Here is a 19,504-nt window from a genome sequence, read left to right as displayed (position 1 = left end):
GGTCGCCGAACCCACCAAAAGCAGTCAACACGGCCCTGTCGTCGCAGCGTGAACCGCTACTCTGCTGCCAGCACGGGCGGGGAGAGCGATGACCGAGACAAGCACGACCGACCACCTCGCGCCCCATTCCGGGCAGGGCCGGGACACCGGCGAGATCCGGCTGCCGTGGGCGTTCATCGTCCTGGTGGCCTTGCTGGCGGCGGGCCGGTTCCTGCTTGCGCCATATCTGACGGCTCCGGCGCTACAGACCTGGGCGACCGTGTTCGTGGCGGTGTGCGTGCAGGCGCTGCCGTTCCTGGTGTTCGGGGTGGCGCTGTCGGCGGCCATCACCGCGTTCGTGCCCGCGTCGTTCTGGACCCGGGCACTGCCCCGCCGCACCTACGCGGCGGTGCCGGTGGCCGGAGTGGCCGGTGCGGTGCTGCCCGGTTGCGAGTGCGCGTCGGTGCCGGTGGCCTCGGGGCTGATGGCTCGGGGTGTGGCGCCGCCCGCGGCGCTGGCGTTCCTGCTGGCCTCGCCGGCGATCAACCCGGTGGTGCTGGTGGCCACCGCGGTGGCCTTCCCCGACGACCCCGCGATGGTGGTCGCGCGGTTCGGCGCTTCGCTGACGGTGGCCGTGCTGGCCGGATGGATCTGGGCCCGGTTCGGGCGGGCCGCGTGGCTCCCGACTCCTCGCCGCCCGGTCGCGCACGGGCAGGGCAGGTGGAGCGCCTTCCTGGACGGGATGCGGCACGACCTGATGCACGCCGGCGGGTTCCTGGTCGTCGGCGCCCTGGCGGCGGCGACGCTGAACGTGGTGATCCCCCGCGCGTGGCTGACCGCGGTGGCCGGGGTGCCGGTGGTGTCGGTGCTGGTGCTGGCGTTCCTGGCGGTGCTGCTGTCGATCTGCTCGGAGGCCGACGCGTTCGTGGCCGCCTCGCTCACCGCGTTCTCCCCGACGGCCAAGCTGGCGTTCCTCGTGGTGGGGCCGATGGTCGACCTGAAGCTCATCGCGCTCCAGGCGGGTACCTTCGGCCGCGCGTTCGCCTGGCGCTTCGCTCCTCTCACGCTCGGGCTGGCGATCGGCGTCAGTTTCGTCGCGGGCTGGGCGCTGCTGTGAGGCGTCAGACGCAGGGGGCCCTGCTGCTGACGCTCGGCGCGACGTTGCTGAGCATCTCCGCCTTCTCCGCGACGTACGTCAACTACGTCAGACCCGGCTTCCGGCCGCTCATCATCGCGGCCGGCGTGGTGCTGGCAGCCCTCGGGCTGCTGTCCATCGCCCAGGAATGGCTCGGCCGGGCCGACGCGCACGGGACCGGGCACGGCCATCGCGTGGCCTGGCTGCTCGCCGTGCCGGTGTTCGCCCTGGTCCTGATCGCCCCTCCCGCGCTCGGCTCCTTTGCGGCCGGGCGCGATGACGGCGCCCCAGCACCGCTGCGGACCGCCGCCTATCGCCCGCTCACCAACGGCCAGGTGACCGGGCTGACGCTGAGCGAGTTCATCGGGCGCGCGTACACACCATCGGGCCTGTCCCTGGCGGGCACGCGCGTCCGGCTGACCGGCTTCGTCACGCTGCCGAGGACCGGCAGGCGCTGGTACGTCACCAGGATGCGGATCAGCTGCTGCGCCGCGGACGCATTCGCCATGAAGGTCGCCGTGGAAGGCGCTCCCGCGCCCAAGGAGAACTCCTGGGTGGAGGTCACGGGCACGTGGATCCCCTGGAAGCACGGGATCCCCTACGATTACGCGGCCCCCGCGATGACCGCTGCCACTGTGACCGCCGTCGAGCAACCGGCGGAACCCTACGAATGAGTCGGCTCGACCACCCGGCCATCGTCATGCGGGTCCCTATCGCAGAGCCTGCTGCTCCTCCTGCTCGGCGGGGCGCCGTTGAAGATCTCCGCCTTCTCCACGGACTTCGCCAACTACATCAAGCCGGGTTCCGGCCGCTGCCCTGATCGCGCCGCCCGCCCTCGGCTCGTACGCCGTCCAGCAAAACGAGCTGGACTCCCACATGCCTCCACCCGCCATCGTCGACGCGGACACCACCCCGCTGGAGAGCGGCCGCGTCCAAGGTCGATCCGGTAGCCACGCCTGCCGAGCCGTACGAGTAGACGAACGGCCGCCTACGGTCCCCGCTGCGCATGCCCCAAGCATCACGTGCCCCCAAGCGACATCCGGACTCTGGCGCTGCTTCCAGGACCAGTGCTACATTAAACTGAAAATCATTATCATTTCCTCTAGGAGAGGTATGTACCCTCCTCTGAGCCGCCCCTCACTGTTCGCCCTGGCCGGCTTGGCTTCGTTGGTCCTGGCGGCTTGCGGATCCTCCTCGCCCCCTTCGACACCCGGCGCCGATGGCTCCGCAACGATGTCTGCGCCGATCACGGTCGTGGCTTCGACCAACGTGTACGGCGATATCGCCAAGCAGATCGGCGGCGACAAGGTCCAGGTGACCTCGATCATCACCGACCCCGAGCAGGATCCGCACTCCTACGAGGCCAACACGCAGAACCAGCTCGCCCTGTCCAAGGCCAAGCTCGTCATCGAGAACGGCGGCGGCTACGACGACTTCGTCGACACCATGCTCAAAGCCGCGAACAACCCCTCGGCCCAACTCCTCAACGCCGTCACCATCTCCGGCAAGACCGCCCCGGCCGGCGGCGAACTCAACGAACACGTCTGGTACGACTTCCCTTCCATGGCAAAACTGGCCGACCAGATCTCCACCGCACTGGGCAAGGCCGACACCGCTGACGCGGCCGCCTTCACGGCCAACGCCGAAGCCTTCAAGCAGAAGCTCGCGACCCTCCAGGGCCAGGAAGCAGACGTCGCCAAGACCGCCAAGGGCACGGCCGTGGCCATCACCGAGCCGGTGCCGGGCTACCTGCTGGAGGCCTGTGGCCTGGTGAACGCAACGCCCGAGGAGTTCGCCGAGGCGGTCGAGGAGGGCGACGACGTCTCCCCCAAGGTCCTGGCCGAGACCCTCGCCCTGTTCAGCGGCAAGAAGGTCCAGGCCCTGGTCTACAACGAGCAGACGGCGGGACCGCAGACCGAGAAGGTCAAGCAGGCCGCCACCGACAACGGCATCCCGGTGGTGCCTGTCACCGAGACGCTGCCGGCCGGCAAGGACTACGTCGGCTGGATGACCGGCAACCTCGACACCCTCGACAAGGCCCTGGGCCGATGACCGAGCACACCGCCGTGTCACCCGTCGAACCGGGGCTCAAGGCATCCGGCGCGACCGTCCTCAGCCTCCAGGGCGCGATGCTCGCGTACGGGCAGCGCGTCCTCTGGCAGGACCTCGATCTCGATGTGCGACCCGGAGAGTTCATCGCGGTGCTCGGCCCGAACGGCTCCGGCAAGACCAGCTTCCTGCGCGCCCTGCTCGGTCAGCAAACGCTCTCGGCGGGCAAGTTGCTGATCGACGGCCGGCCGCCCCGTCGAGGAAGCAATCTGGTCGGGTACATCCCCCAGCACCGGGCCGTGGCCGCGCACACCCCATTGCGGGCGCGCGACCTGGTGCGGCTGGGCATCGACGGGCACCGTTGGGGCCTGCCGCTCGGCGGCGGGCGCCTCCGGCGACGCGTGGAGGAACTGCTCACCGCAGTGGGCGCCGCGCCGTACGCCGATCTACCGCTGGGCCTGCTGTCGGGCGGCGAACAACAGCGCGTGCGCATCGCCCAGGCCCTGGCGACCGACCCGATCCTCCTGCTCTGCGACGAACCACTACTGTCGCTGGACCTCAACCACCAGCAGGCGGTGGCCGCCCTGGTGGACCAGCGGCGGCGGGAACACGGCACCGCGGTGCTGTTCGTCACCCACGAGATCAATCCGATCCTGGGCTATGTCGACCGGGTGCTCTACCTGGCCGGGGGACGCTTCCGGATCGGACCACCCGCGGAGGTCATGACCTCGGCCGTCCTGTCCGAGCTGTACGGCAGCCCTGTCGAGGTGATCCGGGCGCGGGACAGATTCGTGGTGGTCGGCGCCCCCGGTTCCGATGATCATGGCGGCGAGACATCGTGATCGCCGATGACCCCGGCATCTGGGGCCAGATCTTCAACTATGACAACTACGGCGAGCTGCTGGCGCTGGTCACCAACTCCCTCATCGCCGGCGCGGTGCTCGGCATCGTGGGTGGGCTCATCAGCGTCGTGGTGATGATGCGGGACCTGGCCTTCGCCGTGCACGGCATCGCCGAGCTGTCGTTCGCCGGCGCCTCGGCCGCGTTACTGGTCGGCGTCAACGTCGCCGTCGGATCGCTGGCCGGGTCGATCCTCGCCGCCCTGGTGATCGGTGCCCTCGGGATCCGCGCCCGCGACCGCAACTCGGTCATCGGCGTTCTGATGCCCTTCGGCCTGGGGCTGGGCGTGCTGTTCCTGGCACTGTACAAGGGCCGGGCGGCCAACAAGTTCGGCCTGCTCACCGGACAGATCGTCGCCGTGGACACTCCGCAGATGACCTGGCTGCTCGGCACCAGCGCCATCACGCTCGTCGCGCTCGCCGTCATCTGGCGGCCTCTCGCCTTCGCCAGCGTCGACCCCGAAGTCGCCGCCGCGCGCGGCGTGCCGGTACGCGCGCTGTCGCCCGCCTTCACCCTCATCCTGGGCCTGGCCGTCTCCGTCTCCATCCAGGTCGTAGGAGCGCTGCTCGTGCTGGCCTTGCTCGTCACCCCGGCCGCGGCCGCCATGCGCGTCACCGCCTCACCCCGCCTGGTGCCGCTGCTCAGCGTCGCCTTCGCCGTCACCTCCATGGTCGGCGGCATCCTGCTCGCCCTGGGCAGCAGCATCCCGATCAGCCCCTACGTCACCACCATCTCGTTCACGTTCTATCTGGCCTGCCGCGCCATCGGCGCCCTGCGTATGCGCGCCGGCTGGGGCGACAGATCGGCGGCACCGGCGACGGTCTGACGAACACCGAAACAGCCCCGTCGTCACCGGCATCACGTGCCACCGCACCGTGCTGGTGGCGGCGGTCAGGCCCCCAGGTGGGACGCCACGACGACCCGCCCCTGTCCACCGACCAACCCGAAAAGGACCCTCGACCATGCGTGACCATCTCAGCCGCCGCGGCTTCCTCGGCCTGACCGCCGGAGCCGCCCTGCTCGCCGGATGCGGCACCGGGACCGCCTCCTCCGGCGGCTCCGGCGGGCGGCTGCGTGCCGTGTTCGCCGGAGGCGGCGCCACCGAGGTACTGGACCCGCACCTGGCCAACCTGTTCAACGAGGCCGCACGCGCCAAGGCCCTCTACGACAAGCTCGCCGACCTCGGCCCCGATGTCTCACCGCAGCCCCGCCTGGCCGAGAAGTGGGAGCCCGACGCCGACTTCACCCTCTGGCGGATCACCCTGCGACAGGCGCAGTTCCACGACGGGCGGCCAGTGCGCGCGCCCAGGACGTCCTGGCCAGTTACGCCCGCATCACGGATCCGAAAAAGACCTTCCGCGCCAAGTCCAGCCTCGCGCTCATCGACCTGCCGAACAGCCGGGCCGTCGACGATCAGACGGTCGAGTTCCGGCTCGAGCGGCCGTTCGCCGAGTTCCCCAATGCGCTGGCCGCGTTCGGCGCCTACATCGTCCCCGAGGGGAGCACGGACTTCGGCAAGCCGGTGGGCTCGGGCCCCTTCTCCTTCGTGTCCTGGAAGCCGGGCAGCTCCGTGCTGCTCAAGCGCAACCCGAGCTACTGGGAGGGCGCGCCGTACATCGAGGAGCTGGAGTTCCTCATCGCCAGCGAGGAGTCCGCTCGGGTCAACGCGCTGCTGGGCGGCCAGGTCGAGTACGCGCACGACCTCACGCCGACCTCCGCTCGCCAGCACGAGGGACGCGTCACGATCACCCGCGCCCCCAACAGCGCGATGCACGCGTTCGCCATGAAAGCGGGCGTCACGCTGTTGTCTACGGCCATCGCCCGGTTCTTGATCTTGCTACTCGAAGGATCACGCGATGGCCGTGTTCATTTCCCGACGCCACGCCTGTGACCAGGCCAAACTCGTACACCACTCCCGTGGACGCAACCCTGCGGCGTGCCCCTCACTCAACCTTCGCTGAAAACGCTCGACCTTCGCTGCGAAAGGTCACCCGGTGTCCCGTCTCACCAGCCTGGCGGCGTCTCACTGTGTTGCGCGCAGATCTGGCGAATTCTCAGGCGGCGGCCTAGCTGACGGCCTGATTCGCCTCGTTTGCACCAGTCTGGGCTGATGTGAGCGTCATCGGAGTTGGCGTTTCTCATCAACGTCTGCCGAGGCGATCATGACCATGCCCGTCGCACGCACATGCCGAGTTCAGGGTGTTTGCGGGAGCGTGGACGCGATTTCGGTCGTGCCGATGAGTTTTGTGCGGATCCGTGGTCGATACGGCTGGGCACATCGACAGCGGTGGGCCTGTGCTGGGAACGTTCAGCGCGGGAGGAAACACATGGAGGCAGTGATGAGCGTCGACGACTCCAAGCAGGAACACACCGTCCGGACTGGCGAGCAGGGGACGCGGGTGAGCGGCCCCAGGGTGCTGGTGGCGGGGGCGAGCATCGCGGGACCCGCGCTGGCCCACTGGCTGCGCCGGCGGGGGGCCGAGGTGACCGTGGTGGAGCGGGCTCCCGAACTGCGTCCCGGCGGGCAGGCGGTGGACGCGCGCGGGGTCGCCAAGGAGGTCATCCGGCGGATGGGGCTGGACGCGGCGGTGCGCGCGGCCTGCACCGATACCGCCGGCGCGCACATCGTGGACGCGGACGGGCAAGTGCTGGAGACCTTCCGTGCCGACGACGACGGTGGCGACGGGTTCATCGCGGACATCGAGATCCTGCGCGGGGACCTGTCCCAGGTGCTCTACGACGACACCCGGGACGGTGTCGAGTACGTCTTCGGTGACCGGATCGCCGAGCTCAGCCAGGACGCGGACGGGGTTGACGTGGTCTTCGCCGGCGGCGACCGGCGGCGCTTCGACCTGGTGATCGGGGCCGACGGGCTGCACTCGCAGTTGCGAGCGATGGTCTTCGGGCCGCGCGAGCACTTCATCCACCATCTCGGGCTCGTGCTGGCCTTCTACAGCGTGCCCAACGAGTTCGGAGTGGACCGCTGGATGATCGACTACCAGGAGGCCGGACGGTCCGCCGGCCTGCGGCCCGTCCCGGACACCACCCGGGCGATGGCGATGTTCTCCTTCCCCGCGGCCGACTTCGACGTCGACTACCGCGACGTCGCGGCGCAGAAGCGCCTGCTGCGCGAGCGGATGGACGGTTTCGGCTGGTTGACCCAGCGCATCCTCGCGCACGTGGACGACACCCCGGACTTCTATCTGGACCAGGTCGCTCAGGTGGTGATGGACCGCTGGTCGAGCGGACGGGTGGGGCTGCTCGGGGACGCGGCGTTCAGCGCGTCGCCGATGTCCGGGGCGGGCACCGGGCTGGCCCTGATCGGCGCCTACCTGCTGGCCGGAGAGCTGGCCGCCGCCGGGTGGGACCCGGAGGCCGGGTTCGCCGGCTACGAGACTCGGATGCGCTCGTTCGTGGAGGCCAACCAGGAGATCGGCCGGTTGCACGTACACAGCCTCCAGAGCCCGGGGCCGGACGCCGAGCCGAGCCCCGACTTCGCCGGCGAATGGTTCACCGAACTGGTCGAGCGTGCGATCAACGGCGTCGAGCTGCCCGACTACGCAGGGGTGCCGGACTCCGGGGCGTCGGCCGGACTACCGATGATCTCGTCGGCCAAGCCGTAGGTTTCACCTAACGTGTCGAGAGGGACGCGCCGTTCGTGGAAGGCCCGTCGATCCGGAGCGCATAGAGGACGAACTCGGCTCGATGTTCACGCGATACCTCCGGGGATGGGGCCCTGGCCGGCGGCGCTGTCGCAGACGAATGCCGGCGCCGCCCTCGCTGGTGTGCTCGGTGGCCGGCGCGGAGACGGGGTCAGTCGGAGCGGACGAAGGTGGCTTGGTGGGCGATGAGGTCGGCGTAGGCGCCGGCTCGCGCCACCAGGGCGTCGTGCGTGCCCGCCTCGACGACGCGCCCCCGGTCGAGGACCACGATGAGGTCGGCGTCCCTGATCGTGGAAAGACGGTGCGCGATGACGATCTGCGTGCAGTCCAGTCCCGCGATGTTCTTCCTGATGCGCTCTTCGGTGACAGCGTCCAGGCTCGCCGTCGGTTCGTCGAGCAGCAGCAGACGGGGACGGCGGTGGAGCGCCCGGGCCAGTGCGATGCGCTGCCGCTGGCCACCGGACAGGCGGCGGCCCGCTTCGCCGATGTTGGTCGCGTAACCCAGCGGCATCGCGGCGATCTCATCGTGGATCTCCGCCATCCGTGCGGCCCACTCGACGTCACCACCCCGGCTCTCGTCCGAGCCGCCGCGGATGTTGTCGGCCACCGAGCCCGCGAACAGGTGAGTCTGCTGGGTGACGACGCCGAGATGACGGCGCAGCCAGGAGCGGTCGATCCGCTCCAGCGGCACACCGTCGAAGGTGATGCCGCCCTCGGCCGGTTCGAGCAGGCCGAGCAGCACCCGGCCCAGGGTGGTCTTGCCCGACCCCGACCTGCCCACGACAGCGACCCGCGCCCCCGCAGGCACCCACAGGCTGACGTCGCGCAGGATCGGATGTCGGCGATCGTAGCCTGCGGTCACGCCACGTAGCTCGGTCGCGCCAGTGATCGCCGGGCGCAGCCCGCCGGTGGGCTCCACGGGCGTGCCGAGCACATCGGCGATCCGGTCGAGGTGCCCGTAGGCCATGTGGAGCTGCTGCACCGTCCCGAGCAGCCCGGCCAGCGGTGTGATCGTCGAGGTGGCCAGCGCACCCAACGCCAGCATGGTTCCGAGTTCCGCGCTCGTGCTCCGGAACGCGATGATCACCAGCACGCCGAGCGCCAGCGCGACCTGCAACCCCTCGGTGACGGCCTGCGCGCCGGCCAGTGCTCGGTCCCGCCCTGCGGCGGCCGTGAGCTCCCGTTCGTAGCGATGGCTCCAGCGCTGGACGGCCGCGTCCTCCTCACCGCTCGCCTTGACGCCCTCTATGCCGGAGATGCTCTCCACCAGGGTTGTCTGGGTCAGCGATGAGGCGTGCAGCGCTTCGAAGGTCCGTCGCAGTCCGACACGTCCGACCATCATCGTGACCGCCGCCTGAGCCGCCGCCACCAGCGCGGTCATCAGCGCCAGCCAGGGTGCGGCCACGGCCAGCACCGCCAGGTAGCCGAGGCCGGTCAGAAGGTCAAGGCCGAACGCCAGCGAGCGGTCCGCCACCAGGTCGCGGAGCACTGCCACCGCGCCCAGCCGCGACAGCAGGTCGCCGCTGGTCCGCCGCTGGAAGAACAGGTACGGCAGCGCGAACGAATGGGTGACCAGGGCCCGCATCATGTTCCCCGCGACGCTGGTACGAAGGCGGATCAGCAGCAGCGCGCGCACCTGGGTCAGCAGGATGTGCGCAACCACCGCGAGGGTCGCGACCACGGCCAGCGCGCCCCCCGTCGCCGTACCGTCCACTACCAGTTTCGTGGCCAGAGGCACCACCGACCCAAGGCCCTGGACGGCGATCGAGGCCAGCACCACGCTGGTCAGCAACCGCCGGTCGCGCAACGCCCGCGTCACCAGCGGCAGCCAGGGGGCGCGGCCCCGCCGAGCAGGCGTCAGCGTCTCCGGCACCTCCGCGAGCAGGACCGCGGTCCCGAAGTCCGGCACCCGTCGGCGCCCCCGCGCGGGGTCGGCGACATCGACCCATCCCCGCCGGATCCGCTCGACTACCACGTAGTGGTCGCCCTCCCAGTGCGCGATGAACGGGGTGGGCAGCCCCGTCAGTGCCGGCACCCGAAACGGCCGGAGCCGCAAGCCGAACATGGCGCCTGCCTGGATGAGGTCGCGCATCGACGCGCCGTCCGCGTTGTCGGGCAGGTGAGCACGCGCCTCGGCCACGCTCGTGCGCCGGCCGAGAGCACTGAGCAGCATCGCCAGGCAGGCGGCGCCGCAGCCGGTCTGGGTGAGCTGCATTCGCAGCGGCACGCGGCTCACAGCCAGTGCCAGCGGATGTCGCTGGTCCGGCGACGCTCGGCCAGCCAGGCCTTGAAGGCGTCCTCCGACGGGAACCTCGCTCTGACCCTCGCGATCTTGGCTTCGGTCTCCATCTGGGCGACGAAAGCTCGCTGGGGCAGCCCCATCTCGGCCAGCCAGGCCAGGGTCTGCTCCTGGCCGATCAGCCCGCGACGCTGACGGAAGGTGTCCGCGGCCCGCTGCACCTCCTCACGCGACGCCGGCTCTTCGTCCTGCTCGATCTCGCTCAGCAGAATGCGGTATTCGACGAGCTGCTCGTGGATCCGGCGATCCCGGGTACCGAGTGAGCGCAGCGCGTACAAGGCGGCGGGCATCGACAGGCCGACCCCGTCGACGCTGACCACCTGTCCGGCCGCCCAGTGGGTCGAGTGGTCGACGATCCATGGCAGGCCGTCTTCGACGTGTGCGGTGAGCCCGACGGTGCCGCCATCGGGGTGGGCGATGAGCAGGTCGTAGCTCACGCGTCCGGTGCCAGGCGTCTCGTCGATGACGAGCTCGGCTTCCCGCCCGGGGCGTTCCGCGCTCCACGCGGCCACCCTCGCGCGCGCCTGGTCTCGGTGCTCCCGGCCGCGGGGAAGCTCACGAAGCAGCCGTACGGCATCGGCCAGGTCGTTCTCGAACGTGGTCGTCATCGTTGTCCCTCCCTTCGTTTCTCGTTCGCCGACAGCCAGCCGGCGATGGCATCGCTGATGGGCAGGCCCGCGAAGAGCTCGACGAATCCCCACTGCCCGTTGACGTTGAGCTCCAGGAAGACGTAGTCGCCGGCGGGCGTGCGGATCAGATCGATTGCGCCGAAGCTGAGCCCGAGTGCCCTGACGAGTTCGACGCACCGGCGTTCCACCAAGGGCGGCAGGTCGTGGGGGCGGTAGGCGACGCTCTGGTCCTCGTAGTGCCGCCAGTCCAGCGAGGTGAGGCGTGAGGACTGGGAGTCGATCTCCGCCGCGAACACCCGGTCGCCGACCACGGTCACCCGGAGCTCGCGGTCCTTGGGCACGTTCGGCTGGAGGATGACAGGTGCGTGCGCCATGCGGTGGCGGCCTGCGAGGTGCCGGCGCTCCACCTGGGTCGTGTACATGTGCCGCGCCTCGCCGTCGAGCTCGAACGGCAGCTTCTCCGGCGTCTTGCAGATCAACCGCCCACTCGCGCGGTGCCAGGCGGGCACCAGCTCCGCCGGGTCATTCGTCACAACCGTGTCGGGCACCGAGAAGCCGAGTCGGGCGGCCATGGCCAGGTGCAGGGCCTTGTAGTCGATCCTCTTGGCATCCTGTGGCCGCGCCGGCATCCACCGGTCCGTCATGAGTGCGTAGGCGCCCTCGAGGGTGTCCCGGGTGACCAGATCGGCATAGGCCCGCTGGCTCTCGTCGGCGACGGCGACGGCCCTGGGACGTCGGGGCCGCCGGTGCCAGACGGCGGTCACCTCTGTCAGATCGTAGGACCGGCCCTCATGGGTCAGAGTCTGGCGGACCACCGAACCGTCCAGGCCGATGGTCAAGGTCGAGCCCGCCGCCAGCGAGCTCTCATCCCACCAGAGGGTCTCGACGCCCTGCTCCTTCAGTTTCGGGAGCACCAGGGCAGCGGACGCGTCGGCGGGGTCACTGATGATCATTAGCATGATGGGTCCTTAGCCGTGCTCGACCGGTGGACCGGGTCGTACCGGCCCACCGGCGGACGGGTCAGTCCTTCCAGCAGTCGCCCCGCTGGCTGGCGGTGCAGACGTAGGCAGACCACTGGTCCTCGGTATCCATGGCTCCCACAATCACGTCGAGCTCGTCGTCGGCGATGGAGACGCTGCCGGCCGGCAGGTCCAAGATGTCGATTTTCATGAGTTCTGTCCTCTCATCAGGTTCCGGAGGTCTCCTCCGGGCTTGTTTCCGGTGGATCACCCCCGGTTGGACATCACTCTGGCCGGGACGTCTTGGTGCACCCTTGCGGCCGGTCTTGCCGCGTACTTGTATTCGACTAAAAGTCGGCATCTTCATCTGGCGCCGCCGGACGGCCGGCGCATAGGTTTCAGCAGGCGGTGGAAGCTCTGCGGCTCCATGTCGAGCCGGTGGCCCAGCGCGGAGGAGCGGGCGCCGCAATGTTCGGCACGACGCGGAGGAGCGTGGAAACACTCATCCTGGCGGCTGCCACCGAGGTGATGGCGGCTCTGGGTCCCTCGGCACACATGTGGTGGTGCGGCCGCGTGTTCGATAGGAGGAGCGGCGGTCGAGGACAGAGTGCAAGCCGCCTGCGCTTCGAGCAGGGGAGGTCAGGGCGGTCCGAGTACGTCCGGGGTGATCAGGGCGCGGGCGGTGGCGGCGAAATAGTCCTGGGGGGCGGCGTCGGCGAGGCCGAGGATGACACCCTGACTCAGGCCGACCAGGAGCGCGCGCAGCGCCGTGGCCAGGCGTTGCGCCTGGCCAGGCGTGAGTGCGTTCCCGTCATGGAGTCTGCCGGACAGCAGCGCGGTCAGGCGTTGTTCGTGTGCCCGGACGGAGGCGGCGAGTTTGGGTGCCAGTTCGGGGTCGCGCAGGGCCAGGTCCTGCAGGCTGATTTCGAACGACAGGTCGCGCAGCGCGTCGGGGTCGTCGCACAGGTGGCGGTAGTGGCGGGCGAAGACCTCCACCGCCTCGACGAGGCCCATGCCGGCAGGGATGGCCTGCTCGATGCTGTCGTAGTGCGGGGTGAGGTGGTCGGTGACCAGGGCGACGAGCAGTCCGTTCTTGCTGCCGAACAGCGAGTAGACGGCACCGGTGGTCAGCTCGGCCTGCTCGGCGATCTCCTCCAGCTTGGCCCGGTGGCCGTCGCGGGCGACGATCAGGCGCGCGGCGGCCAGCAGGGCCTGCCGGTTGCGCTGCTTGGCCTCAGCCCTTGTCATTCTCATAATCTTATTATTACCGTAATCTCATTATGAATGTTGCCGAGTACATGAGCCGCGTCCCCGAGAGCTCCGCGTTCCCATCCGTCGACGCGCTCCAGGCCGAGCTGGAGGAGCTGGCCGCCGCCCATCCCCGCCATGTACGGCTGCGCCGCATCGGCACCTCGCGGATGGGCGACCCGCTGTATGCCGTGACGGTCGGCGACGGCCCAGCCGACGCGGTGGTCATCGCCGGACCGCATCCCAACGAGCCTGTCGGGGCCTTGACCGCCCTCACGTTGCTGAAACTGCTCTGCCGGCACCCGCAACTGCGGGCAGAGTCAGGCTTTCGCTGGCATGTCGTGGCGTGCGCGGACCCCGACGGCGCCCGCCTGAACGAAGGCTGGTACGACCGCCCCGGCGACCGCCGCGCCTACGCCGAGCACTTCTACCGCCCCGACCTGGCCGACCAGGTCGAGTGGACCTTCCCGCTGACCGCCGGCGACTACTCCTTCGACCGCCCGTTACCGGAGACCGCCGCGCTCATGCGGCTGATGGACGAGGTACGCCCGTCGCTGGTCTACTCCCTGCACAACGGCGAGTACCAGGGCGCGTTCTTCTACATCAACCGTGAAGACCCGGCGCTCGCCGAGCAACTGGCTGCCTTGCCGGGCATGGAAGGCCTCCCGCTGCATCACGGTGAGCCGGAACTGCCCGGCGCCACACCGATCGTCCCCGCCGTCTACCTGACCCCGCCGGGGTCGCAGGTGGGCGTGGCCTTCGGCGTCGGCGGCAGCAGCGCTGACTACGCAGCCAGATACGGCGCGCTCCACTTGGTCACCGAGGTGCCCTATTGGACCGACGAGCGGGTGTCGGATCGAAGTCCCACCGGCCGCACCTATGGGGAGATCGCCGCTGAGGGAAACGCGGCCCGGCGCGAGCTGATCGATGCGCTGCAGGCGAGCATGCAGGCCGTCGTCGGCGATCTGACTGTGCATTCGCCGTTCCGCCGCTCGACCGAGGGAACGCTGGAAAGCTTCCGTAAGCTCGGCGAGCTGGAAGAGGCCTCGCACGATCCCCATCGGCCGGCCACGGTCGCCGAGGAGTTCGGCAACCGTCAGACGGTGCACCTGCTGCGGCTGCGCCTGCTTGGAGTATTCCTGCGCATGCTCGACGCCGAGCTCGCCGCCGGCAACGTGGCACCAGCCATCGGCGAGCAGCGTCGCCTGCTCGCCGAACGTTTCGACCTCTGGTACGGCCAGGCCGAATCCGACTCCCCCGGCCCGCCGATCGAGATCCGCAGGCTGGTCGCGGTGCAGCTTGGTGCCGCCCTGATCGCCGCCGCGCACACGGCCGCAGCTCCATCAGAGGTGAACGCCCATTCAGGGGGCACCCTGGCATCGCACCAAAGCTCGCTGAGAAGCGCTATCTGAATCGGGAAAATCCATGAAAGTCGAACAGGCCCAGAACTTTCTCCGCAATCACCATCACGCGGTGCTCAGTACGTGCCGCAAGGATGGAGGCTCCCAGCTCTCACCCGTGATCGTCGCTCTCGACGGTGCCGGTCGCGTTGTGCTGAGCACGACGGAGGCGCGAGCCAAGACCCGTAACCTACGGCGAGACCCACGGGGTTCGATCTGCGTCTTCACAGACCGATTTTTCGGGCCATGGATTCAGGTCGAGGGGCACGCAGAGGTTCTTTCGCCGGACGTCGGACTGGATGCTGAGGCTCTCAAGAACCTGCACGGCGCGCTCAGCGACGAATACCCCGACTGGGAGGTGTTCCTGTCGAACATCCACGCTGAAGGACGCGTCGCCATCCGCTTCCTGATCGAGCGCGCCAGCGGCGTCACCCAGCTATAAGGCATCTCCAACGCCAACCTCACCCCGGTTGCCGCACCGACGCAATCGCGGTCGAATCCACGCCTACCAGAGTGGCGTACGTCAGTGACCGCTCCGTAGCGGATCAGTAGTGGCTGGGTGCTCAGTACGGATGTCCAGGTGCGTGCCGCTCGCCAGACTGGCCGTACACCGTCGAACAAGGAGGTCATGATGTACGACCGCGGATGCGGGGTGACCGTCATGGAAGAGCTCTCGATCCACTGGAGGTCGTTGCTTGCTCAAGTGTGGTACCCGCCCGCCGACCGGCTGAACGGAGCCGAGCGCGCCGCGATGGCCGTTGTCTTTCGGGTGCGGCGGGGGGCGGCGTCATGACCGACGTCGATCTGGACGCCCATGCCCGTGCTCTGATGGACGCCAACCTGTACGTGGTCCTCGGCACCGCCGACGCCGACGGCGCTCCGTGGACGTCGCCCGTCTACTTCGCGACCGCCGACTACGCCGAGATCTTCTGGGTGTCCAGCCCCGACACGCGGCACTCCCGTAACCTCGCCGCGCGTCCCCGGCTGAGCATGGTGATCTTCGACTCGACGGTGCCGGCGTACCACGGCCGGGCGGTGTATCTGTCCGGCACCGCGGCCGAGCTGACCGGCCGTGACTTGGATCGCGGTATCGAGATCTTCCCCGGAGAGCCCAGCCGGGGTGGGGCCGTCCTGTCGCTCGAGGACGTCACCGCACCGGCGGCGTGGCGCCTGTATCGCGCGACGATCAGTGAGGCGTTCGTGCTGTGCCCCCGTGAGCCGCGTCAGGCGTGCCTCCTGCACGGCATCGCCGCCGACCACCGCGCGCCCGTGACGCCCTGGCGCCATCCGGCCTAGTGCTCGCCGGCGACAGGGCCGGTCCGGCTGATCGCCGCGCCCTGGATCCACCTGCTGCGGGAGCGACGCCCCGGCAGGCCTCGAACAAGGACATCTGTCTGGCGGTTGCCTCACATCCCGGTGACGGTACGGGCAGGCCACATGATCAGGCCAGGTGCGCTCGCCCTGCGCCGGTAAGGAAGGAAACCGATGGCGAAGTCCGTGTTGTACATGTCGATGTCGCTCGATGGGTTCATCACCGGCCCGGGCGACGGGCCGGGCAACGGGCTCGGGAACGGCGGGCTGCGGCTGCACGAGTGGCTCGGCGAGCCCGTCTCCGAGCCGCCGTACTTCGACCCGCCGGGGATCAGCGGGCAGGTGTTCGGCGAGTCGATGGCGACGGGTGCGGTCGTGGTGGGCCGCAAGACGTTCGAGTACGCCGGCCACTGGCACGGTGATCACCACGGTGTGCCGATCTTCGTACCCACGCGTGGTGTCCTACCGGCGCCGCAGAGCGGCTGGGTGCACTACGTGTCCGACGTCGCAACGGCCATGCGCGAGGCCAAGGCTGCCGCCGGCGACAAGGATGTGATGGTGCACGGTGCCGCCCTCGCCCAGTCGCTGCTGCGCGAGGGCCTGCTCGACGAACTGGAGATCCACCTGATCCCGGTCGTGCTCGGTGACGGGCGGCGGCTGTTCGGCGCCGATCGCATCGAGTTGGAGTTGACCCGGGTGCTTGATGCGCCCGGTGTCACGCACCTGCGCTACCGGGTGACCTCAGGTGCCGGCCGGTGACCAGCGCCGTCGTCTCACACCGGATCCACGTTTACCCCGTCCACCAGGTTCCACCGGCGTACCGAGCACGTCATACGAGTCGATCACTAGCGAGGAGTGTCCATGTCCAAGGTGTGGTTCGTGACAGGAAGTTCGCGCGGTCTGGGCCGCGCGTTCGTCGAGGTCGCACTCGAAGCCGGTGATCGGGTGGCGGCGACGGCGCGTACCCCGGAGCGGTTGGAGGATCTCCTGGACGCCTACGGCGACAGAGTGCTTGCGCTGCGCCTGGACGTGACCGATCATGCCGCGGCCGTGCGCGCGGTGGCTCAGACCGTGGAAAGGTTCGGTCGCATCGATGTCGTCGTCAACAGTGCCGGCTACAGCGACCTCGGCTCGTTCGAGGACACGACGATCGACTCCTTCCGGACGCAGATCGAAACCACCTTCTACGGCGTCGTCAACGTTTCCAAGGCGGTCGTGCCGATCCTGCGCGAGCAGGGCCATGGTCATCTCATCCAGGTCTCTTCGCTCAGTGCCCGCTTCTCCGCCCCTGGTCTGACGGCCTACCAGGCGGCGAAGTGGGCCGTCACCGGATTCTCCAGCGGCCTTGCCCATGAACTCGCGCCGTTCGGAGTGAAGATCACTGTTCTCGAGCCGGGCGGTATGCGTACCGACTGGGCGGGCTCGTCGATGACGATTGCGCAGCCCAGCGCGCCGTACCAGTCGACCATCGGCGCGTTCGCCAAGCAGGTGCGCGCCGCCTCCGGTCACGAGGCGACGAGCGCGCGCCGTGTCGCCCAGGTGGTCCGGGACATCGCCGGCCGCGATGATGCCCCCCTTCGCCTGCTGCTCGGCACCGATGCCGTGCCGTTGGCGCAGCAGGCGGCACAGGAACTCGCCGCCGGCGACGAGGCCTGGCGAGAAGTCAGTCTCAGTGTCTCCGACGAGACGCCCCTTTCGGCCGAGGGTGAGAACGTCTTCTGATTCTTTTGGCGGTGTCGAATGGCGTCGAGTCCGTTCGTAGCCAAGGTGACAGGCCGGCGACGCGCCAGTCGCCCTACGGAAGGGATGAGGTTGTGACCACTGCGAACACGCGGCCCGGAGCCGGGCCGCGGGAATGGGTAGGGCTGGCCGTGCTCGGCTTGCCCACGTTCCTCGTCTCGATGGACTTCTCCGTGCTGTACCTGGCCGTTCCGCACCTGAGCGCCGCGCTCGCGCCGAGCGGCATCCAACAGCTGTGGATCGTGGACATCTACGGCCTGCTGATCGCGGGCTTCCTGGTCACCATGGGCACCATCGGTGACCGGATCGGCCGCAAGAAACTCCTGCTCATCGGCGGCGCCGTGTTCGGCATCGCCTCGGTGGCCGCCGCATTCTCCACCAGCCCGCAAATGCTCATCGCCAGCAGGGCGCTGCTCGGCGTGGCCGGCGCCGCGGTGATGCCGTCGGTGCTGGCCCTGGTCACCGGCATGTTCACCGACCAGAGGCAACGCAGCCGCGCCCTGGCCATCTATCTGACCTGCTTCATGGGCGGGCTGACGCTCGGCCCACTCGTCGGTGGTGTACTGCTGGAGTACTTCTGGTGGGGGTCGGTGTTCCTGGTGGCCGTGCCGGGAATGGTGCTGCTGCTGGTGTGCGGCCCCTTCCTGCTCCCCGGCCGGCGCGCGGCGCAGGCGGGCAGGCTCGACCCGGTCAGTGTCGTGCTGTGCCTCGCGGCGATCCTGCCGTTCGTCTACGGGCTGAAGGAACTGGTTCGCAGCGGCTGGCAGTGGTGGCCCGCCGTGGCGCTGGTGTCCGGCATCGCGGCAGGGGTGGTGTTCGTCCGGCGGCAGCGGAATCTGGAGCGCCCGATGCTCGACCTGCGGATGTTCGGCAACCGCACGTTCCGCTCCGCGCTGACCCTGATGTTCGTGACCGCCGTGGTGGGCGCCGGCACCCTCCTGCTCGTCACGTCGTACCTGCAGAACGTCACCGGCCTGAGCCCGCTGACAGCCGGCCTGCTCCTGATGGTCCCCAACGTGCTGATGATCATCGGCAACCTGTCCACCCCGCCGCTGGCCGGCCGGATCCGCCCGGCGTACCTGATCGCGGGCGGGCTGCTGGTCGCCGGGACCGGTTACCCGCCGAGTTCGCGACCGGCTTCGGCATCGCCACGCTCGCCACGCTCGGGACCGCGGTGTACCGGGCCGGCGTGAGGGGCGCGCTCGGCTCCCTGCCGTCCGGCGTGGCCGACGCCGCCCGGGAAAGCATCGACCGTGCGGTCGCCGTGGTGGGTCGGCTGCCCGCGGAGCAGGGTGGCGACCTGTTGGACGCGGCCCGCGATGCGTTCACCTCCGGGGTGCACGTGGTGGGCTTCGTCAGCGCCGCCTTCTACGCGGGCCTGGCCGTCCTCGCCCTGCGGGCGTTCCGGCATGTGCCCAACGCGCACGGCGGCGACGACGACACCACCGACAAGGACCAACAGACCGGCCCGGTACTCGAGGCCGCGCCGGCCACCTAGGAGTGTTCTGAAGATGTTGCTTGGGTGATGGGCAGCAGGTAGAAGGCCAGGCGGACGTGGTTTTGCGACGGATCGGTGGCCCATGCCTGGCGGGCCTGGCGTAACAGGGAGTCGTGCGGGTGCAGACGGCCACGGCCGGGCGCAGGGGTGCGGGCTTGATGATGACGGTGTGCCCCGGCATCCCCTTACGAAGGAGTTCGCCGTGAGGGAGTACCGCCCGGCCGTCCAGTTCGACGAGAACGCGCCGTGGCCGGCCGAGGAGGACCTGCGGCAGCGGGCCCGCACCAGCCAGGTCACCGCCGACATACAGGCCGCCAGTTGCTGGGTGTTCGTCGGCGGGCTGGCGGGTTCGCACGCCACCACCGTCGTACGCCCCGGCGACGGCACGACCACGATGACCGACGGCCCGTTCGCCGGGACCAAGGAACAGCTCGGCGGGTTCTGGGTGGTCCAGTGCGTCCGTACATGGTGCTGACGCCTTCGGTGCCGCCGTGGTGGAACGGGAGGGTGAGGCCGGGACGGCGGGGTCTTCGGCCCGGCGTTGGCGCAGATGGTCGCGGAACGGGTCGACGAGCGTGGGCCGGTACTTCGGCACACGCGCCAGCCGTTCGGGTTCGCTGACCCGGGCGTAGCGTTTCACGGTGTTGAGCGCCAGGCCCAGGCGGCGGGCGCATTCCAGCAAGCGCTGCACGCCT

General features: G+C 69.5%; 20 protein-coding genes and 1 pseudogene. 15 read left to right on the top strand and 6 right to left on the bottom strand.

The annotated features are described in order from the left end of the window. Window positions 1-88: 88 nt before the first annotated feature. The 7 genes from HD596_RS41290 to HD596_RS41260 all read left to right on the top strand — a co-directional run bounded on the left by HD596_RS41290 (window position 89) and on the right by HD596_RS41260 (window position 7,686). Entirely contained in the window at window positions 89-1,096 is a 1,008-nt protein-coding gene (locus HD596_RS41290) for a permease (RefSeq protein WP_185074863.1), read from the top strand. Further along, entirely contained in the window at window positions 1,093-1,788 is a 696-nt protein-coding gene (locus HD596_RS41285) for a TIGR03943 family putative permease subunit (protein ID WP_221519756.1), read from the top strand. Before HD596_RS41290 ends, HD596_RS41285 begins: the two co-directional genes overlap by 4 nt. A gap of 559 nt (window positions 1,789-2,347) precedes the next feature. Then, window positions 2,348-3,166: a metal ABC transporter solute-binding protein, Zn/Mn family gene (locus tag HD596_RS41280; protein WP_221519755.1), complete on the top strand. Its 819-nt coding sequence runs from the start codon at window positions 2,348-2,350 to the stop codon at window positions 3,164-3,166. Further along, on the top strand, window positions 3,163-4,005 hold the full coding sequence (locus tag HD596_RS41275; RefSeq protein ID WP_185074861.1) for a metal ABC transporter ATP-binding protein: 843 nt from the start codon (window positions 3,163-3,165) through the stop codon (window positions 4,003-4,005). Before HD596_RS41280 ends, HD596_RS41275 begins: the two co-directional genes overlap by 4 nt. After that, window positions 4,002-4,889: a metal ABC transporter permease gene (locus HD596_RS41270; RefSeq protein WP_313046304.1), complete on the top strand. Its 888-nt coding sequence runs from the start codon at window positions 4,002-4,004 to the stop codon at window positions 4,887-4,889. Before HD596_RS41275 ends, HD596_RS41270 begins: the two co-directional genes overlap by 4 nt. A gap of 396 nt (window positions 4,890-5,285) precedes the next feature. Further along, complete coding sequence (locus tag HD596_RS41265) at window positions 5,286-5,954, top strand: ABC transporter substrate-binding protein (protein ID WP_221519754.1); 669 nt, start codon at window positions 5,286-5,288, stop codon at window positions 5,952-5,954. Window positions 5,955-6,402: 448 nt separating this feature from the next. Continuing rightward, window positions 6,403-7,686: an FAD-dependent monooxygenase gene (locus tag HD596_RS41260; protein ID WP_221519753.1), complete on the top strand. Its 1,284-nt coding sequence runs from the start codon at window positions 6,403-6,405 to the stop codon at window positions 7,684-7,686. Between the two features lie 190 nt (window positions 7,687-7,876). Here HD596_RS41260 and HD596_RS41255 read toward each other — a convergent pair whose 3' ends face one another. The 5 genes from HD596_RS41255 to HD596_RS41235 all read right to left on the bottom strand — a co-directional run bounded on the left by HD596_RS41255 (window position 7,877) and on the right by HD596_RS41235 (window position 12,860). Beyond that, window positions 7,877-9,952 carry a peptidase domain-containing ABC transporter gene (locus HD596_RS41255; RefSeq protein WP_185074860.1) on the bottom strand — a complete coding sequence of 692 codons (2,076 nt, stop codon included), beginning with the start codon at window positions 9,950-9,952 and terminating at the stop codon, window positions 7,877-7,879. Window positions 9,953-9,957: 5 nt separating this feature from the next. Continuing rightward, entirely contained in the window at window positions 9,958-10,632 is a 675-nt protein-coding gene (locus HD596_RS41250; RefSeq protein ID WP_185074859.1) for a hypothetical protein, read from the bottom strand. After that, window positions 10,629-11,612 (bottom strand): MvdC/MvdD family ATP grasp protein, encoded by a 984-nt coding sequence (locus HD596_RS41245; protein ID WP_185074858.1) that lies wholly within the window; start codon window positions 11,610-11,612, stop codon window positions 10,629-10,631. The genes HD596_RS41250 and HD596_RS41245 overlap by 4 nt, the downstream gene beginning before the upstream one ends. 61 nt (window positions 11,613-11,673) lie before the next feature. Further along, a complete protein-coding gene (locus HD596_RS41240; RefSeq protein ID WP_185074857.1) occupies window positions 11,674-11,823 on the bottom strand; it encodes a hypothetical protein in 150 nt (49 codons plus the stop codon). A 428-nt stretch (window positions 11,824-12,251) separates the two neighbouring features. Then, window positions 12,252-12,860 carry a TetR/AcrR family transcriptional regulator gene (locus tag HD596_RS41235; protein WP_185074856.1) on the bottom strand — a complete coding sequence of 203 codons (609 nt, stop codon included), beginning with the start codon at window positions 12,858-12,860 and terminating at the stop codon, window positions 12,252-12,254. A 32-nt stretch (window positions 12,861-12,892) separates the two neighbouring features. Between HD596_RS41235 and HD596_RS41230 the strand changes: the two genes are divergently transcribed. The 8 genes from HD596_RS41230 to HD596_RS41200 all read left to right on the top strand — a co-directional run bounded on the left by HD596_RS41230 (window position 12,893) and on the right by HD596_RS41200 (window position 19,284). Beyond that, a complete protein-coding gene (locus HD596_RS41230) occupies window positions 12,893-14,272 on the top strand; it encodes a M14 family zinc carboxypeptidase (RefSeq protein ID WP_221519752.1) in 1,380 nt (459 codons plus the stop codon). A gap of 13 nt (window positions 14,273-14,285) precedes the next feature. Beyond that, on the top strand, window positions 14,286-14,702 hold the full coding sequence (locus HD596_RS41225; RefSeq protein ID WP_185074855.1) for a PPOX class F420-dependent oxidoreductase: 417 nt from the start codon (window positions 14,286-14,288) through the stop codon (window positions 14,700-14,702). Between the two features lie 347 nt (window positions 14,703-15,049). Next, window positions 15,050-15,556 carry a pyridoxamine 5'-phosphate oxidase family protein gene (locus HD596_RS41220; RefSeq protein WP_185074854.1) on the top strand — a complete coding sequence of 169 codons (507 nt, stop codon included), beginning with the start codon at window positions 15,050-15,052 and terminating at the stop codon, window positions 15,554-15,556. 189 nt (window positions 15,557-15,745) lie between these two features. Next, a complete protein-coding gene (locus HD596_RS41215) occupies window positions 15,746-16,330 on the top strand; it encodes a dihydrofolate reductase family protein (protein WP_185074853.1) in 585 nt (194 codons plus the stop codon). Between the two features lie 102 nt (window positions 16,331-16,432). Then, window positions 16,433-17,293 carry an SDR family NAD(P)-dependent oxidoreductase gene (locus HD596_RS41210; RefSeq protein ID WP_185074852.1) on the top strand — a complete coding sequence of 287 codons (861 nt, stop codon included), beginning with the start codon at window positions 16,433-16,435 and terminating at the stop codon, window positions 17,291-17,293. 92 nt (window positions 17,294-17,385) lie between these two features. Beyond that, complete coding sequence (locus HD596_RS41205; RefSeq protein WP_313046303.1) at window positions 17,386-18,504, top strand: MFS transporter; 1,119 nt, start codon at window positions 17,386-17,388, stop codon at window positions 18,502-18,504. Continuing rightward, window positions 18,501-18,809: a hypothetical protein gene (locus HD596_RS62615; protein WP_246555215.1), complete on the top strand. Its 309-nt coding sequence runs from the start codon at window positions 18,501-18,503 to the stop codon at window positions 18,807-18,809. Before HD596_RS41205 ends, HD596_RS62615 begins: the two co-directional genes overlap by 4 nt. 202 nt (window positions 18,810-19,011) lie before the next feature. Further along, window positions 19,012-19,284 carry a YciI family protein gene (locus HD596_RS41200; protein WP_221519751.1) on the top strand — a complete coding sequence of 91 codons (273 nt, stop codon included), beginning with the start codon at window positions 19,012-19,014 and terminating at the stop codon, window positions 19,282-19,284. A gap of 39 nt (window positions 19,285-19,323) precedes the next feature. Here HD596_RS41200 and HD596_RS41195 read toward each other — a convergent pair. Next, window positions 19,324-19,491: pseudogene (locus tag HD596_RS41195) on the bottom strand (ISL3 family transposase); the annotation flags it as partial. Window positions 19,492-19,504: the final 13 nt, after the last annotated feature.

Origin of the sequence: Nonomuraea jabiensis (genome assembly GCF_014204795.1) — a bacterium.
Classification (GTDB): domain Bacteria; phylum Actinomycetota; class Actinomycetes; order Streptosporangiales; family Streptosporangiaceae; genus Nonomuraea; species Nonomuraea jabiensis.
This window is presented reverse-complemented; position numbering and strand designations above follow the sequence as displayed.

Coding starts and splice junctions, on each gene's coding strand:
- HD596_RS41290 (WP_185074863.1), top strand. CDS start 89: ATGACCGAGACAAGCACGACCGACCACCTCGCGCCCCATTCCGGGCAG.
- HD596_RS41280 (WP_221519755.1), top strand. CDS start 2,348: ATGTCTGCGCCGATCACGGTCGTGGCTTCGACCAACGTGTACGGCGAT.
- HD596_RS41275 (WP_185074861.1), top strand. CDS start 3,163: ATGACCGAGCACACCGCCGTGTCACCCGTCGAACCGGGGCTCAAGGCA.
- HD596_RS41260 (WP_221519753.1), top strand. CDS start 6,403: ATGAGCGTCGACGACTCCAAGCAGGAACACACCGTCCGGACTGGCGAG.
- HD596_RS41250 (WP_185074859.1), bottom strand. CDS start 10,632: ATGACGACCACGTTCGAGAACGACCTGGCCGATGCCGTACGGCTGCTT.
- HD596_RS41245 (WP_185074858.1), bottom strand. CDS start 11,612: ATGCTAATGATCATCAGTGACCCCGCCGACGCGTCCGCTGCCCTGGTG.
- HD596_RS41240 (WP_185074857.1), bottom strand. CDS start 11,823: ATGAAAATCGACATCTTGGACCTGCCGGCCGGCAGCGTCTCCATCGCC.
- HD596_RS41235 (WP_185074856.1), bottom strand. CDS start 12,860: ATGACAAGGGCTGAGGCCAAGCAGCGCAACCGGCAGGCCCTGCTGGCC.
- HD596_RS41230 (WP_221519752.1), top strand. CDS start 12,893: ATGAATGTTGCCGAGTACATGAGCCGCGTCCCCGAGAGCTCCGCGTTC.
- HD596_RS41225 (WP_185074855.1), top strand. CDS start 14,286: ATGAAAGTCGAACAGGCCCAGAACTTTCTCCGCAATCACCATCACGCG.
- HD596_RS41220 (WP_185074854.1), top strand. CDS start 15,050: ATGACCGACGTCGATCTGGACGCCCATGCCCGTGCTCTGATGGACGCC.
- HD596_RS41215 (WP_185074853.1), top strand. CDS start 15,746: ATGGCGAAGTCCGTGTTGTACATGTCGATGTCGCTCGATGGGTTCATC.
- HD596_RS41210 (WP_185074852.1), top strand. CDS start 16,433: ATGTCCAAGGTGTGGTTCGTGACAGGAAGTTCGCGCGGTCTGGGCCGC.